Below are 14,789 nucleotides of genomic sequence, written 5' to 3'. Positions count from 1 at the left end.
AGACCATCCGTACTACGAAAGCCCGCCCATGGCTCAGCCGCAACCAGCCCCCTACCAACCCGCGCGCACCAGCGCACAGATCCAGGCCCGCAGCCAGGCGCGCAGCCGCCGCAAGGCCGTTGCGCTCGCCTTCACCCTGAGCGCGCTCGGAGCCCTCGCCATCGCCGCGGCGGGCTCGCTGCTGGTAGCACCGGGCGCTGCCCATGCGCAGACCGCAGCGCCAACGACCGGCGGCGGCTGGCCCACCAAGCCCGTGCGCATCGTGGTACCGTTCGCCCCGGGTGGCACCACCGACATCCTGGCCCGCGCCATGGCGCCCGAACTGAGCCGTGCATTCGGACAGCAGTTCATCGTGGACAACCGTGCGGGCGCGGGCGGCAATGTGGGGGCCGAGATCGTGGCCAAGTCGCCCGCCGACGGCTACACGCTGCTGATGGGCACGGTGGGCACGCACGGCATCAACCGCGCGCTGTATGCCAAGCTGCCGTACGACCCGATCAAGGACTTCGTGCCCATCACCATGGTCGCTGCGGTGCCCAACGTGATGGTGATGAATGCCGACAAGGCCAAGGCCCAGGGCATCTCCAACGTGCAGGACTTCATCCGCGTGGCCAAGGCCAGCCCGGGCAAGATGAACATGGCGTCGAGCGGCAACGGCACGTCCATCCACCTCGCGGGCGAGCTGTTCAAGAGCATGACGGGCACCTTCATGCTGCACCTGCCCTACCGCGGCTCGGGCCCCGCGCTGCTGGACATGGTGGCGGGCAATGCGGATGTGATGTTCGACAACCTGCCGTCGTCGATGGCGCAGATCAAGGCGGGCAAGCTCACGGCGCTGGCGGTGACCAGCTCGCAGCGCTCCAGCGCCCTGCCCGATGTGCCCACAGTGGAGCAGGCGGGCGGCCCCACGCTCAAGGGTTACGAAGCCAGCTCGTGGTTCGGCCTGCTGGCGCCTGCTGGCACACCGCCAGACATCGTCAACCGCATCCAACAGGAAGTCGCCAAGTCGCTGGCCACGCCGACGATGAAGGAGCGGCTGGTGGCGCAGGGCGCGATCCCTGGGGGCAACACGCCCGCCGACTTCGCCAGGCACATCGACAACGAGCACAAGAAGTGGGCGCAAGTGGTGAAGACGTCGGGAGCGAAGGTGGATTGATCGCCGCTGACGGCGCGGCCATCGCGCCACGCGCTGTCGCCACAACTATGCGCCTCTTTCAAATTTGAATGCCTGCCGGATCGCTGCGGGCATGTTCCGGCAGTGATTCAAAGGCGGCCAGGGCGTCCGTCCGCCCCAGTGCGAGTCCAGATCAGATCACATCTGATCACGCACCCCAGACCACATCCGCGCCCTCGGCCGCGCTGCGCTTGAGCATGTCGATCAGCGGTGCCACCCGCTGGCGCAGGCGCACGGTCTCGGCGCGTTCCTGCGTGGTGGCTTCGTCGTCGCCGTCAGCGTCTGCAGAGGCCGGCAGGGCTTCTTCGGCGGCCACGGCCGACTCGAGCGCTGCGATGGCGGCAGGGATCTGGGCGACCGTCACGATGCCGCTGGCACCCGGCGTCTTGCCCATGATGGTCACGACCTGGCGGCCTTGCGGCTCGAGCATGATCAGGTCGGCTGCAGCGCGGGATTTGAATTTGTAGAGCATGGAGGTGAACCGTTTTCTTGGTTGGATGAAGCAGACTTAGCTGCGGTAGATGTACTCGCGGGTGAACGGATAGTCCGATTGTGCGCCGGGCATCGCCCCCGTGGCCATGTCGCCGTCGGGCCGGACGGCCAGCATCTGGTGCAGGGCCATCCAGCCGCGCTCGAACCCCAGCGCACTGCCTGCAAGGTACAGGCGGTACGCACGCAGGACTTTATCGCCCTGCTCGCTGCCCCAGTGTGCGGCCAGCACGTCGCGCGCCGCAGGCAGGCGGGCCTCCAGCCTGTCGGACCATGCCCACAGCGTGCGCGCGTAGTGCGGGCGCAGGTTTTCGGTGTCCACCATCTCCAGGCCCGCGCGCGCCATGTCGTGCAGCACCGCGCTCACATGGATGAGCTCGCCGCCCGGAAAGATGTACTGCTCGATGAAATCCCCCATGCCCGCGCCCAGTTGCGCGTTGTCCACCGCGCCGGCGGTGATGCCGTGGTTCAGCATCAGGCCGCCCGGGCGCAGCAGGCGGTGCACGGTGTCGAAGTAGCGGCCCATCTGCGCGCGGCCCACGTGCTCGAACATGCCGACCGAGGCGATCTTGTCGAAGGGCTGGCCGGGCGGCAGCTCGCGGTAGTCGCGCAGCTCCATGCGCACCCGGCCCTGCAGGCCGCGCTCTGCGATGAGGCGCTGCACGTGCGCATGCTGGTGGTGCGACAGCGTGATGCCCGTGGCGTCCACGCCGTAATGCTCGGCCGCCCACAGCAGCAGGCCACCCCAGCCCGCGCCGATATCGAGAAAGCGCTCGCCGGGCGCCAGGCGCAGCTTGCGGCAGATGTGTTCGAGCTTGGCCTCCTGCGCGGACGCCAGGTCCAGGGCGGCGTCCCGGTAGTAGGCGCACGAGTACACGCGCCGCTCGTCCAGCCACAGCGCATAGAAGTCGTCGGACAGGTCGTAGTGGAACTGCACATGCCGCGCATCGTGCCCCAGGGTGTGCAGGGCCATGGAGCGGGCCCGCGCCAGCACGCGCTGCCACCAGCCATGGTGCTGGTCGCGGGCCGGATCGCGCGTCAGCAGGCCCGCGGCCGCGGCCATGAGGTCGCGCATGCCGCCCTCCAGCGCCACCCGGCCTTCGACGATGGCGGCGCCCACGTTGCCGATCTCGCCCGTGGCCAGCGCCACCAGCGCCAGGCGGTCGCGAAAGCGCAGCGTGACCGCGGGGTCGCGCGCTCCCAGTTGCTGCCCGGCGGGCAGTTGCACGGCCATCGGCACCGGCAGCGCCGCCAGCCGCCCTTCCAGGGTGTTCAGAAGGTGCTTCATGCAATTTATTTTTGGCAGCTTGCTGCACTGCGTCAACACCTGGGGCCATGACCTTGCCCGCGCCATGGGTCGCCGGGAAGGCCCCATTGACAGCATGTTGTTTAAGCCTAAACTATTTTCCCATGAACATCCTCTGCATTGGCGGCGGGCCCGCAGGCCTTTATTTCGCACTGCTCATGAAGCAGCAAGACCCTGCCCACCGGGTCACGGTGGTCGAGCGCAACCGGCCGTTCGACACCTTTGGCTGGGGCGTGGTGCTGTCCGACCAGACGCTGGCCAACCTGCAGGCGGCCGACGCGCCCACGGCCGCGCTCATCGGCGACGCGTTCAACCACTGGGACGACATCGAGGTGTTTTTCAAGGGCCGCAGTGTGCGGTCCACCGGCCACGGTTTTTGCGGCATCGGGCGCAAGCGGCTGCTCAACATCCTGCAGGACCGGTGCCTGGCCGTGGGCGTGGAGCTGGTGTTCGAGACCGATGTGGCCGACGACCAGGCACTGGCTGCGCAGTACAACGCCGACCTGGTGATCGCCAGCGACGGCCTCAACAGCCGCATCCGCACGCGCTACGCCGCCACCTACCAGCCTGACATCGACCTGCGCGAGTGCCGCTTTGTCTGGCTGGGCACGCACAAGAAACTGGACGCTTTTACCTTCGCTTTCGAGCAGACCGAGCACGGCTGGTTCCAGGCGCACGCCTACCAGTTCGACGCCGACACCTCCACCTTCATCATCGAGACGCCCGAAGCGGTGTGGAAGGCCCACGGCCTGGACCAGATGGAGCAGCCCGAGGCGATTGCGTTCTGCGAGCAGCTGTTTGCCAAGTACCTCGATGGCAACGCCCTCATCAGCAATGCCACGCACCTGCGCGGCTCGGCCAACTGGATCCGCTTTCCGCGCGTGATCTGCAACACCTGGGTGCACTGCGAGACCATCGGCGGCAAGCAGGTGCCCATCGTGCTGATGGGCGACGCGGCGCACACCGCGCATTTCTCGATCGGCAGCGGCACCAAGCTCGCGCTCGAAGACGCGATCGACCTGGCCAACGAGTTCGCCACCGGGCTGCCGAACGGCATGCCCATGGATGAAATCCTCACCCACTACGAGGCGCGCCGCAGCGTCGAGGTGCTCAAGATCCAGAACGCCGCGCGCAACTCCACCGAATGGTTCGAGAACGTGAACCGCTACACCGGCATGGAGGTGGAGCAGTTCGCGTATTCGCTGCTCACCCGCAGCCAGCGCATCAGCCACGAAAACCTGCGGCTGCGCGACGCGCAGTGGCTGGAGGGCTATGAAACCTGGCTGGCCGGTGGCAAGACAGCCGTTCCCCCGATGCTCACGCCCTTTGCGTTGAAGGGCCTCACGCTCAAGAACCGCATCGTCGTCTCGCCCATGGCCACCTACAGCGCGGTCGATGGCGTGCCGCAGGACTTCCACCTGGTGCACCTGGGCGCGCGCGCGCTGGGCGGCGCGGCGCTGGTGATGGTGGAGATGACCAGCCCCACGCCCGAGGGCCGCATCACCCCTGCCTGCACCGGGCTGTGGAACGATGCGCAGCAGGCCGCGTTCACGCGCATCGTGAACTTTGTGCACGGCAGCAGCACCGCCAAGATCGGCCTGCAGCTGGGCCACAGCGGCCCCAAGGGCTCCACGCGCGTAGGCTGGGAAGGCACGGACGAGCCGCTGCCCGATGGCAACTGGCCCCTGCTGGCCGCCAGCGCCCTGGCCTACGGCGAGCAGAACCAGGCGCCCGCCGCCATGACCCGCGCCGACATGGACCGGATGACCGCCGCGTTCGTCGCCAGCGCAGAGCGCGCCGCGGCCTGCGGCTTCGACTGGCTGGAGCTGCACTGCGCGCACGGCTACCTGCTGGCCAGCTTCATCAGCCCCATCACCAACCAGCGCACGGATGAATACGGCGGCAGCAGCATCGACAACCGCTGCCGCTACCCGCTCGAAGTGTTCGCCGCCGTGCGCGCCGTGTGGCCGGCCGACAAGCCATTGAGCGTGCGCATCTCGGCCCACGACTGGGCGCCGGGCGGCACCACGCCCGACGATGCAGTGCAGATTGCGCGCCTGTTCCAGGCCGCAGGCGCCGACCTGATCGACGTGTCGTCCGGCCAGACCACGCGCGCCGCCAGGCCGGTGTACGGCCGCATGTACCAAACGCCGTTTGCCGACCGCATCCGCAATGAGGTGGGCATTGCCACCATGGCCGTGGGCGCGATCAGCGAGGCCGACCACGCCAACAGCATCATCGCCGCCGGCCGCGCCGACCTGTGCGCCATCGCCCGCCCCCACCTGGCCGATCCGGCATGGACGCTGCACGCCGCTGCGCAGCTGAGCCCCGTGGCCGCCGCGCACACCGACTGGCCGGTGCAGTACGCCAGCGGCCGCGACCAGATGCTGCGCGAGATCGCCAAGCAAAAGCAGGTCGCAGCGCTGGCTGCACAAGCGCCATCAGCTATCAAAAACAGAGCATCGGCCGAGGAAGAAGGCTAGCCATGGACCTTGAAGCCCGCCTGCACGGCGCCGCCCCCAGCGAGCACCCCGAGGCCCTGCGCCTGTGGCTGCGCCTGCTCACCTGCACCCAGCTCATCGAAAAGCAGGTGCGCAGCAACCTGCGCGCGCAGTTCGACACCACGCTGCCGCGCTTTGACCTGATGGCGCAGCTGGAGCGCGCGCCCGAAGGCATGAAGATGAAAGAGCTCTCGCGCCGCATGATGGTGACGAGCGGCAACATCACCGGCATCACCGACCAGCTGGTGGCCGAGGGCCTGGTGGAGCGCCTGGACGTGGAAGGCGACCGCCGCGCCTACCTGGTGCGCCTGACGCCGCAAGGCCGCCAGCAGTTCAACGACATGGCGCGCCAGCACGAGCAGTGGATCGTCGAGGCGTTTGCCACGTTGGGCGAACGCGACATCGCCACCTTGCACCGCCTGCTGGGCAAGGTGAAGGAACACACCCAAGACAACTCTTTGGAGACAGCCGAATGAAACACTTCATCGGGGCCAGCAACCCCATGCGCGAGCAGTTCAACCCAGAGGCCCGCTACGTGGCCGAGCATTTTGCGTGGAGCTTCGACGGCGGTGTGGGCACCGTCACGCTCAACCGGCCAGACCGCAAGAACCCGCTCACCTTCCAGAGCTACTCGGAGCTGCGCGAGTTCTTCTACGCGCTGCGGTTTGCCACCGACGTGAAGGCCATCGTCGTCACCGGCGCGGGCGGCAACTTCTGCTCGGGCGGCGACGTGCACGAGATCATCGGGCCGCTGACCACCATGACCATGCCCGAGCTGCTGGAGTTCACGCGCATGACGGGCGACCTCGTCAAGGCCATGCGCGCCTGCCCGCAGCCCGTGCTAGGCGCCATCGACGGCATCTGCGCCGGTGCGGGCGCGATGATGGCGCTGGCCTGCGACATGCGCTACGGCACCCAGGCGACCAAGACCGCCTTCCTCTTCACCCGCGTGGGCCTGGCCGGTGCCGACATGGGCGCCTGCGCCCTGCTGCCCCGCATGATCGGCCAGGGCCGCGCCAGCGAGCTGCTGTTCACCGGCCGCGCGATGACGGCGCACGAAGGCCTGGCCTGGGGCTTCTTCAATGATTTGTATGAGAGCGCCGACCTGCTGGCCAACGTGCAGGCCACGGCGCGCACGCTGGCCGACGGCCCCACCTTTGCCCACGGCATGACCAAGACCATGCTCAGCCAGGAGTGGAGCATGACCATCGAGCAGGCCATCGAGGCCGAGGCGCAGGCGCAGGCCATCTGCATGCAGACCGAAGACTTCCGGCGCGCGTACGAGGCGTTTGCGGCCAAGCAAAAGCCTGTGTTCCAAGGGGATTGAGAAGATGCACGTCGCAACGCCCCCAGCTCCTCGCCCCCCCTCCACGGCGCACCTGGCCCTGCCCTTCTTCGACGACACCCACCGCGCGCTGGCCGACGGCCTGGTGCCCTGGGCCGCCGCGCAGCAGGTCGACGAAACCGACGACCGCGCCGCCTGCCGCGACTGGGTGCAGCGCCTGGGCGCGGGCGGCTGGCTGCGCTACTGCGTGCCTGCCGAACACGGCGGCGCGCTGCCCGCACTCGACTCGCGCGCGCTGGTGCTGCTGCGCGAGACACTGGCTTACCACTCGCCGCTGGCGGACTTTGCCTTTGCGATGCAGGGCCTGGGCAGCGGCGCCATCACGCTGGCCGGCAGCCCCGCGCAGCAGGCGCACTACCTGCAGGGCGTGGCGCGCGGCGAACTGATCGCGGCATTCGCGCTGAGCGAGCCCGAGGCAGGCTCCGATGTGGGCGCTATGCAAACGATAGCTACTTGCGCTCATCCATCCAGCGATAGCGGCCACAACGGCTCCTATTCGCTGACCGGCACCAAGACCTGGATCAGCAACGGCGGCATTGCCGACTTCTACTGCGTGTTCGCCAAGACCGACCCGGCGGGCGGCACGCGCGGCATCAGCGCCTTCATCGTCGATGCGGACACGCCGGGGCTCGATGCCTCGCACCACATCCACGTGATGGCACCGCACCCGCTGGCCACGCTGCAGTTCACCGATTGCAAAGTGCCTGGCGACGCGTTGCTGGGCGAAGAAAATGGCGGTTTCAAACTGGCCATGCGCACGCTCGACATCTTTCGCGCGTCGGTCGCCGCCGCCGCGCTGGGCATGGCGCGCCGCGCACTGGCTGAGGCCGTGCACCACGCGCGCCAGCGCCGCATGTTCGGCCAGAAGCTGGCGGACTTCCAACTCACGCAGGCCAAGATCGGCGAGATGGCCGCGCTGGTGGACAGCGCCGCGCTGCTCACCTACCGCGCGGCCTGGCTGCGCGACACAGGCCAGGCCCGGGTCACGGCCGAAGCCGCGATGGCAAAAATGACCGCCACCGAAAACGCCCAGCGCGTCATCGACATGGCGCTGCAACTGCACGGCGGGCGCGGCGTGGAGGTGGGCAGCAAGGTCGAGTCGCTGTACCGCGACATCCGCTCGCTGCGCATCTACGAAGGTGCCACCGAAGTGCAGCAACTCATCATCGGCAAGGCCACCCTGCAGGAGTAACACGACATGAGCAGCACCAGCACGAGCAGCAGCAGCAGCACCGCCCCGTCCGCCCAGCCCGACCATTTCGTGCACGACCGCCTGCCCCCACCCGAGGCCTGGCCCACGCTGCACTACGACCTGCCCGAGCAGCAGATCGCCGCGCAGGCCAACCTGGTGCAGGCGCTGTTCGAGCAGGCCGAGCGCGCCGGCCACATCGACCGCCCCCTGCTGCGCGGCCCGCACCGCACGTACACCTACCGCGACGCCTGGACCGAAGCGGCGCGCATCGCCGAGGTATTGACGCAGGACCACGGCCTCGTGCCCGGCAACCGCGTGCTGCTGCGCGGCGGCAACACGGTGGAGATGGCGCTGGCTTGGCTGGGCACGGTGTACGCCGGCCTGATCGCGGTGGCCACCATGCCGCTGCTGCGTGCGGGCGAGCTGGCCAGCATCATCGAACGCGCACAGCCCACGCTGGCGCTGTGCGACGGCCGCCTGCTGGCCGAACTGCAGGCGGCGCAGGCGCAGCAACCCGTGCTGGCTGCCATCGTGCCGTTCCACACCGCGCCCGAGGCAGCCGACCTGATCCAGCGCGCCCAGGCCAAGCCCGGCACCACACCGCCCTGCCCCACATCGGCCGACGACATCGCGCTCATGGCCTTTACGTCCGGCACCACGGGCGCGCCCAAGGCAGCCGTGCACACCCACCGCGACGTGCTCGCCGCCTGCGAGGCTTGGCCGCGCCACGTGCTCAAGGCCACGCCCGACGACATCGTGGCCGGATCGCCGCCGCTGGCCTTCACCTTCGGGCTGGGCGGCCTGCTCGTCTTCCCCATGTGGGCCGGGGCCAGCGTGTACTTCCCGGACCAGCCCTACACGCCCGAGACCATGGTCACGCTGATGCGCGATGCGGGCGTCACCATCTGCTACACCGCGCCCACCTTCTACCGGCAGATGGCGCCGTTCGCCCAACAGATCGGCCTGCCGCAACTGCGCATCAGCGTGAGCGCGGGCGAGGGCCTGCCCGACGCCACGCGCCAGCTGTGGAAAAACGCTACCGGCATCGACATGACGGACGGCATCGGCGCCACCGAGATGTTCCACATCTTTGTCTCGTCGGCGGGCGGCGACACGCGCCCCGGCGCCATCGGCAAGGTCGTGCCCGGCTACACCGCCAAGGTGGTGGACGACGACGGCCAGGAGGTGCCGCTGGGCACCGTGGGCAAGCTCGCCGTCGTCGGCCCCACGGGCTGCAGGTACCTGGACGACCCGCGCCAGGCCAAGTATGTGAAGGACGGCTGGAACTACCCGGGCGACGCGTTCACGCAGGACGCCGACGGCTACTTCTTCTACCAGGCGCGCGACGACGACATGATCATCACCGCTGGCTACAACGTGGGCGGCCCCGAGGTGGAAGACGCCCTGCTGCGCCACCCCGCGGTGGCCGAGTGCGGCGTGATCGGCGTGCCCGACGAAGAGCGCGGCATGGTGGTCAAGGCCATCTGCGTGCTGAAACCCGGGCACACGGGCGACGCGGCGATGGTGAAGACTTTGCAGGACCATGTGAAGGCCACGATTGCTCCGTTCAAGTACCCGCGGGTGGTGGAGTTCGTCACCGCATTGCCGCGCACGGAGACGGGCAAGCTGCAGCGGTTCAAGCTGCGCCAGGGGGCTGCGGGCGCGCCTTCGCCTGCTCCGTCTCCCTTATCGTCGTCTTCGTCGTCGTCGTCGTCGTCTTAGAAGATAGTAGAAACAACATGATCAACACACTTTTGCAACCGCAAGGTTGGGTGGCACCCAAGGGCTATGCCAATGGCGTGGCGGCGCGCGGCACGATGGTGTTTACCGGCGGGCAGATCGGCTGGAATGCGCAGCAGCAGTTCGAGAGCGATGACTTCATTGCGCAGACGCGGCAGACGTTGCTGAACGTGCGGGCGGTGCTGCAGGCCGGTGGGGCGGGGCCGGAGCATCTGGTGCGTTTGACTTGGTATGTGGTGGACCGCCAGGAGTACAACGCGCGGTTGAAGGAACTGGGGGCGGTGTACCGCGAGGTGCTGGGGAAGAATTTTCCGGCGATGGCGTGTGTGCAGGTGGCGGGGTTGATGGAGGAGCGGGCGAAGGTGGAGATTGAGGCAACGGCGGTGGTGCCGGATGGGGAGTGATGGGTGACTGGGTACGCCGGTGCTGAGCCGGTCGGGCCCGACCGACAGGCCGCAAACTTCGATCCAGTCCGTTTGGGCAGAACCTCTCACGTTCTTGAGGCTGTTGTCCGGGCTTGCCTGGGTAAGTGGGAGCAGCAGATCGAGCAGATCGCCCAGTTGCCCAAGGCCCGCCAGCGCTTCGTGAACCAGGTGCTGGACCCACGCGCGAGACTTCGATGCACTCTTCGTGCTGCTGATGCCGGGGCGCCTGAACGACATCCGGCTGATGACCACCGCCAGCAGCGAAGGGAGCAGCCCGGGCACGCCCACCTATGCGGTTTTCAATACCAACGTGATCGGCTCCCAGGAGATGCGGGCCGTGCTGGCGGCGATGAACCGCGCGGGGGTGCAGGACTGACGGCGCAGGTCGGCAGCAACAGCAGGCAGCGCCCCAACCCCAACGACGAAGCCCTCGCCAACCCCGGCCTACGCGCCAGGGTGGGGAGGCTTTGTCGTTTTTTATTGCGGATATCCAGGCGGTACACGATTGGCTTGTGGCGGAATGGACCTACTTCCTCTTTGCTCCAAGCTCCTTCATGAATGCACGGATGTTCTTCATGGAAGCCTCATTTTCACCATATAGCAGGTAATGTCGCTGGTTTGTCGGGCACACAAGGCCGGATATGGAATGCCCCGGCTGCACTCCTGCGGGAATGGGCTGAAGCGCTACAGCGCACACAGGACAGACAACGCGCAGGCCAGCCTCATACTTTCGGAGCGCTTCAGATCCTGTAAGGGAAGCTGCATTGACGGTTTCTTGCATCATTAACCTCCGAAGGGTTTTTTCCACTAGGCTGATGGGGATACAGGTCCTGCACCCTTCCCATGATTTGTTGACGCTCAAACAAACTCGGTTTACGACCTTCGCTGAAGAGGTACTCGTTACGTGTCGTATCCCGGACGATCATGTGGCCGCTTGAGAAACAGATCCGGGCGCTCCTGGTACCACTCTTTCATGGCCTGCATGGGCGTCTTGCTGCCCAGCGCTGACTGTGGCAATTGGTGGTTGTACAGCGCCACATAGCGCCGCAAGGTCTGCTGCATGTCCTCGGGACTGTTGAAGTGGTGGGTCTTGAGCACGTCTGCGATGCGTCTATTGAAGCGCTCCACCATGCCATTGGTTTTGGGCGTCCTGGGCCTTGTCATGGTCCTGCGCCCGCTCCCTCTATTGCACTGCCGATGCTCTTGCTGATCCTTCGCCCGAACGGGTCATACCGGTAGCTGGTCCAGTACCTCGTCGAAGTGGTGCCCGTCGTGCTCACTGGCCGTGCCCGTGGCGAGGCGGCGGATGAAGCCGTGCTTGAGGTCCACACTGACGCTGAGCTTGTAGCCGAAGTAACTCTTGCCGTGCTTCTTGGTGTGCGTGGCGTCCACATCCTTTTGCCGGGCTGAGCCTCGCTCCACTCGGGCGTTTTGCCTTCGGACAGTGCCTGGCGCTCTTGCCTGCCCAGGTGCTGGCGGGGCGCGGGCACCAGCGTGGCATCGATGGCCTGTCCGCCCCGGGCGATGTAGCCGTGGCGCTGCAGTTGCGCATCCCCCCCTGGAACAGCGCCGTCGCCCCATCCGCGCCCAGGCGCTCGCCGAAGCGCCAGATTGTGTTGCGGTTCGGCACGTTCATCGCGTCCTGCAGCAGGCAAAAACGCTGATAGCTCGCACGATCAGAAACTGGTATTGCATCTGCTCGCGCGAGAGGTTGTACAGCCGCTTCAGTACCAGGATGCGCACCATGACCTCGGTGGGGTAGCTGGGCCGCCCGCCCTTGCAGCCATCGCCGCGCTCGATGACTGCATCCACCAGCCGGGCCAGCTGCGCGAAGTCGATGTGCCGTGCGATCACCTGCAACGGATCGCCCGCCTCATCCCTCTTGTGCTGGCGCGAGACCTCGGCGAACAGGTCGAACTTCGGGGGGTGATCATGGCTATGGCGACTCAGGCGTTTTGGGTCAAAGAGGGGCTGGGTTTTGAGAGGTTCCCAATCATCCGGATGCGACAGCTACCTCTTAAAAATAAACTCTCTTTAGAAATATGCAAATATCAAGAAGTGGCAATAAAAAAGAAACAAAACAACCAGACAAAAACCATTTTTTAGCGGAAAAATCCGTCTCCCTCATAGATAAAACCATCTTAACAACGAAGAATCCAGTTACCCCCAATGGAATAGATATAATTGGTGAAAAAATAATGGGGTAAATCACCCCCATTTCAGGAGCATCATTTTGCAAGAAATAATAAATTGATCTAACCAATTGATACAAAAGTACAGAGACAAAAACACCGACTACAAAATAAAAAAATTTTTAATTTCCGCAGCAACCATTTTTACAATCCTTAGCACTATATTTCGACGAGCAAGATAATCCAAAATTAAAGGCAACTCCTCCCAAGTCGCGAAAACCACCGCAAACTCCCCATCTTTGACACAAATCTACAGGATCTGTAAATCTGTCGAAAGCTTTCGCAGTCAAAGAGCATTTGCTTTCAACGCAACAACCATCCCCTGAAGCGATACAGTCGGCATCTTGCATATGCCCATTTCCGCTGCCAAAAGAATAAATCGAGAAAGGACTAATAACCAAATTTCGGTTCTTCTTGATTTGATATTGAAGGGTACCTCGAAAGCCGAGTAGTTTTTTGTTTTGAATTTTAATATCTTTTTTTATTGATTCAATGGACCCTTCAACTTGAGCATCAGAAACATAGTCGCCGCACCATTCAGATATGTCCATATAGCTGCCTGTTCCCCCGTAAAAGTGACGCACCAGAGCAAAATCAGCCCCAGAAGAAAACAAACCATAGGCATCTTTACGCATCAAAGGATTTCCCTCAACATAGGCAAATTCGTTGACCCCACCATTCAATCCGATCGGATCAGATTGCACATATCTGCCGAGGCTTGGCACGTAATCCCGATGGAAGTTGTAATGCGCTCCGGTCTCACTGTCCCAATACTGCCCCGGGAACCTGATGTTCATCTCGATAGCCTGGATCGTTGTGGTAGTCGCCCCAAACGCCTCTGACGCCCCCTTCCATGTAGTGCTGCCCGTCTTATCCGTCGCCAGGGTCGGTGTTGCCAAGTGATCCGTGTGCAGATAGTGGTAGATCGTGGCTCGGTCGGTCAAGCTGTTGCTGTTGGCTCTCACGTCGGCCTGCCAGATCGGATCCGTGCTCCACAACCCTTTGCGCTGCCTTGGGATCGAAGCCGTACGCTTTGCTCAGTTGCCCCTGGCTGTCGGTTTCTGCCATCAGCCCCGTCTCGCTGTACAGGTAGTACGTGGTCGTTGATGGTCCTGCTCCCGCTCTTGCACTGCCGATGCTCTTGCTGATCCTTCGCCCAAACGGGTCATACCGGTAGCTGGTGCTTTGCCCGTTCTGGTTCGTCTCGATCAGACGCTCGGCCGCGTTGTACCGGTAGTCTCTTTGCCAGACCCCGCTTTGCTCACTCTGCGTGTGCCCTTGCGGGGTGTAGGTGACCTGCGTGTTCTGCGCTGGTGCCGCGCTGAAGGGCGTGGTGCGCGGGTACTGGGTGAGCTGGTTGTCCCCGTTGTAACTCCACACTCCCGGCTGGTGGCCGCTGCTGGTGCGGCTGCCCACCGGGTCGTAGCTGTATTGCTCTTGCGGCAGTCCCAGGCTCTTGAGGTGGGTGTCCGGGCTAGCCTGGGTGAGGCGGCTCAGTTTGTCGTAGCCGTACTGGGTGTTTCCCAGGTCGCTGTCGATCTGCGTGATGTTGCCTGCCAAGTCGTATTGGTAGTTCTTGCTTGCCAGTAGCTGGCTGGCGTTGTTTCTGACTTCGATGCGGATGTGTCTTTGCAGGGCGTCGAACGCCTGGGTCTTGGCCGCTCTTGGGCTCAGGGTGCGGGTGGGTTGCATCCATTGGTAGTCCAGGTAGCTGATGCGGCTCTGGTCGGGCAGCGTGACCTGGGCTAGGCGTCCTTTGTCGTAGGTGGTGCTTTGCTGGCTGCCGTCCGGGTAGGTCTGGCTGCTGAGTTGGCCGTCGGCGTAAGAATTGACAAAAGGGTGGAGCTGAAAGCTGCGGTCAGGATGCTCTGCACAAACATCGAGAAATAGTATTAAAAATAACTTTGCTCTATCAATCTCTCATTAGCAGTTTGCAAAAATATTTCATCTTTAATATCAAAAGAAGCACCAGCACCACGCAATACCTCAACCGCCTCATAATTCTTGAAGGCAGCAGCATAGTTTGATGCAGTAAATCCGTCTTTCCCTATGACATCTAAATCTTCTTGCGCACTCACTAACAGCTCCACGATTTCTTTTCCGCTCCATTTCGCGGCGTAATGCAATGCGTTGTCTCCCAGAGAGTTCTTGAGATATAGATCAGCACCATTCTTCACCAAATACTCAACAACCTTGACCGACCCAATAGAAACAGCAAAAATCAAAAGAGTATCACCAGAATCATCAAACTCACGCGCATTCACCCCGCAATTTTTAACACATTTCTCCAGCAACGATAAATCACTCAGTTGCACGGCATAGAATGCCTGCATAAATATATCATCAAGCATATTAAACAAATATTATTCACATTCCTTGCAACACTCTTTATTTATTATTCTTTGTGCTTTCTCAATTGTGTTTT

At 63.9% G+C, this 14,789-nt stretch carries 14 protein-coding genes and 2 pseudogenes; 9 read left to right on the top strand and 7 right to left on the bottom strand.

Annotation, left to right across the window (positions count from 1 at the left end):
• The first annotated feature begins 28 nt into the window (after nucleotides 1–28).
• Entirely contained in the window at nucleotides 29–1,156 is a 1,128-nt protein-coding gene (locus tag ACSQ3D_RS17755; RefSeq protein WP_436127771.1) for a Bug family tripartite tricarboxylate transporter substrate binding protein, read from the top strand.
• Between the two features lie 166 nt (nucleotides 1,157–1,322).
• Here ACSQ3D_RS17755 and ACSQ3D_RS17750 read toward each other — a convergent pair whose 3' ends face one another.
• Nucleotides 1,323–1,646, bottom strand: a complete 324-nt coding sequence (locus tag ACSQ3D_RS17750) for a DUF1840 domain-containing protein (RefSeq protein ID WP_056164194.1) — start codon at nucleotides 1,644–1,646, stop codon at nucleotides 1,323–1,325.
• A 36-nt stretch (nucleotides 1,647–1,682) separates the two neighbouring features.
• A complete protein-coding gene (locus tag ACSQ3D_RS17745; RefSeq protein WP_436127770.1) occupies nucleotides 1,683–2,951 on the bottom strand; it encodes a class I SAM-dependent methyltransferase in 1,269 nt (422 codons plus the stop codon).
• 122 nt (nucleotides 2,952–3,073) lie between these two features.
• On the opposite strand from ACSQ3D_RS17745, the gene ACSQ3D_RS17740 reads away from it, so the two are divergent.
• From ACSQ3D_RS17740 to ACSQ3D_RS17710, 7 genes are all read left to right on the top strand, one after another.
• On the top strand, nucleotides 3,074–5,452 hold the full coding sequence (locus ACSQ3D_RS17740; protein WP_436127769.1) for a bifunctional salicylyl-CoA 5-hydroxylase/oxidoreductase: 2,379 nt from the start codon (nucleotides 3,074–3,076) through the stop codon (nucleotides 5,450–5,452).
• A 2-nt stretch (nucleotides 5,453–5,454) separates the two neighbouring features.
• The gene (locus ACSQ3D_RS17735; RefSeq protein WP_436127768.1) at nucleotides 5,455–5,946 is read left to right on the top strand and encodes a MarR family winged helix-turn-helix transcriptional regulator; all 492 of its coding nucleotides are present in this window, start codon (nucleotides 5,455–5,457) and stop codon (nucleotides 5,944–5,946) included.
• A complete protein-coding gene (locus ACSQ3D_RS17730) occupies nucleotides 5,943–6,797 on the top strand; it encodes an enoyl-CoA hydratase family protein (protein ID WP_436127767.1) in 855 nt (284 codons plus the stop codon). The genes ACSQ3D_RS17735 and ACSQ3D_RS17730 overlap by 4 nt, the downstream gene beginning before the upstream one ends.
• A 4-nt stretch (nucleotides 6,798–6,801) precedes the next feature.
• Entirely contained in the window at nucleotides 6,802–8,007 is a 1,206-nt protein-coding gene (locus tag ACSQ3D_RS17725; RefSeq protein WP_436127766.1) for an acyl-CoA dehydrogenase family protein, read from the top strand.
• A gap of 6 nt (nucleotides 8,008–8,013) precedes the next feature.
• A complete protein-coding gene (locus tag ACSQ3D_RS17720) occupies nucleotides 8,014–9,729 on the top strand; it encodes an AMP-binding protein (protein ID WP_436127765.1) in 1,716 nt (571 codons plus the stop codon).
• 17 nt (nucleotides 9,730–9,746) lie between these two features.
• Nucleotides 9,747–10,151, top strand: a complete 405-nt coding sequence (locus ACSQ3D_RS17715; RefSeq protein WP_056409850.1) for a RidA family protein — start codon at nucleotides 9,747–9,749, stop codon at nucleotides 10,149–10,151.
• A 226-nt stretch (nucleotides 10,152–10,377) separates the two neighbouring features.
• Nucleotides 10,378–10,548, top strand: coding sequence for a hypothetical protein (locus tag ACSQ3D_RS17710; protein WP_436127764.1), 171 nt, complete (start codon nucleotides 10,378–10,380; stop codon nucleotides 10,546–10,548).
• Nucleotides 10,549–11,072: 524 nt separating this feature from the next.
• Here the strand turns inward: ACSQ3D_RS17710 and ACSQ3D_RS17705 are convergent.
• Nucleotides 11,073–11,336: pseudogene (locus ACSQ3D_RS17705) on the bottom strand (integrase core domain-containing protein); the annotation flags it as partial.
• A gap of 78 nt (nucleotides 11,337–11,414) precedes the next feature.
• A pseudogene (locus tag ACSQ3D_RS17700) lies at nucleotides 11,415–12,122 on the bottom strand (IS5 family transposase); the annotation flags it as partial.
• On the opposite strand from ACSQ3D_RS17700, the gene ACSQ3D_RS17695 reads away from it, so the two are divergent.
• Nucleotides 12,057–12,278 (top strand): hypothetical protein, encoded by a 222-nt coding sequence (locus tag ACSQ3D_RS17695; protein WP_436127763.1) that lies wholly within the window; start codon nucleotides 12,057–12,059, stop codon nucleotides 12,276–12,278. The pseudogene ACSQ3D_RS17700 and the gene ACSQ3D_RS17695 sit on opposite strands and share 66 nt — an antisense overlap.
• A gap of 208 nt (nucleotides 12,279–12,486) precedes the next feature.
• On the opposite strand, the gene ACSQ3D_RS17690 is transcribed toward ACSQ3D_RS17695, so the two are convergent.
• The 3 genes from ACSQ3D_RS17690 to ACSQ3D_RS17680 form a co-directional block, all read right to left on the bottom strand.
• Complete coding sequence (locus ACSQ3D_RS17690; protein ID WP_436127762.1) at nucleotides 12,487–13,329, bottom strand: RHS repeat domain-containing protein; 843 nt, start codon at nucleotides 13,327–13,329, stop codon at nucleotides 12,487–12,489.
• Complete coding sequence (locus tag ACSQ3D_RS17685) at nucleotides 13,235–14,056, bottom strand: hypothetical protein (RefSeq protein WP_436127761.1); 822 nt, start codon at nucleotides 14,054–14,056, stop codon at nucleotides 13,235–13,237. Before ACSQ3D_RS17685 ends, ACSQ3D_RS17690 begins: the two co-directional genes overlap by 95 nt.
• Nucleotides 14,057–14,256: 200 nt before the next feature.
• Nucleotides 14,257–14,715: an ankyrin repeat domain-containing protein gene (locus tag ACSQ3D_RS17680; RefSeq protein ID WP_436127760.1), complete on the bottom strand. Its 459-nt coding sequence runs from the start codon at nucleotides 14,713–14,715 to the stop codon at nucleotides 14,257–14,259.
• Between the last annotated feature and the right edge of the window lie 74 nt (nucleotides 14,716–14,789).

Origin of the sequence: Acidovorax sp. LjRoot117, assembly GCF_964252695.1 — a bacterium.
GTDB lineage: Bacteria > Pseudomonadota > Gammaproteobacteria > Burkholderiales > Burkholderiaceae_C > Acidovorax.
This window is presented reverse-complemented; position numbering and strand designations above follow the sequence as displayed.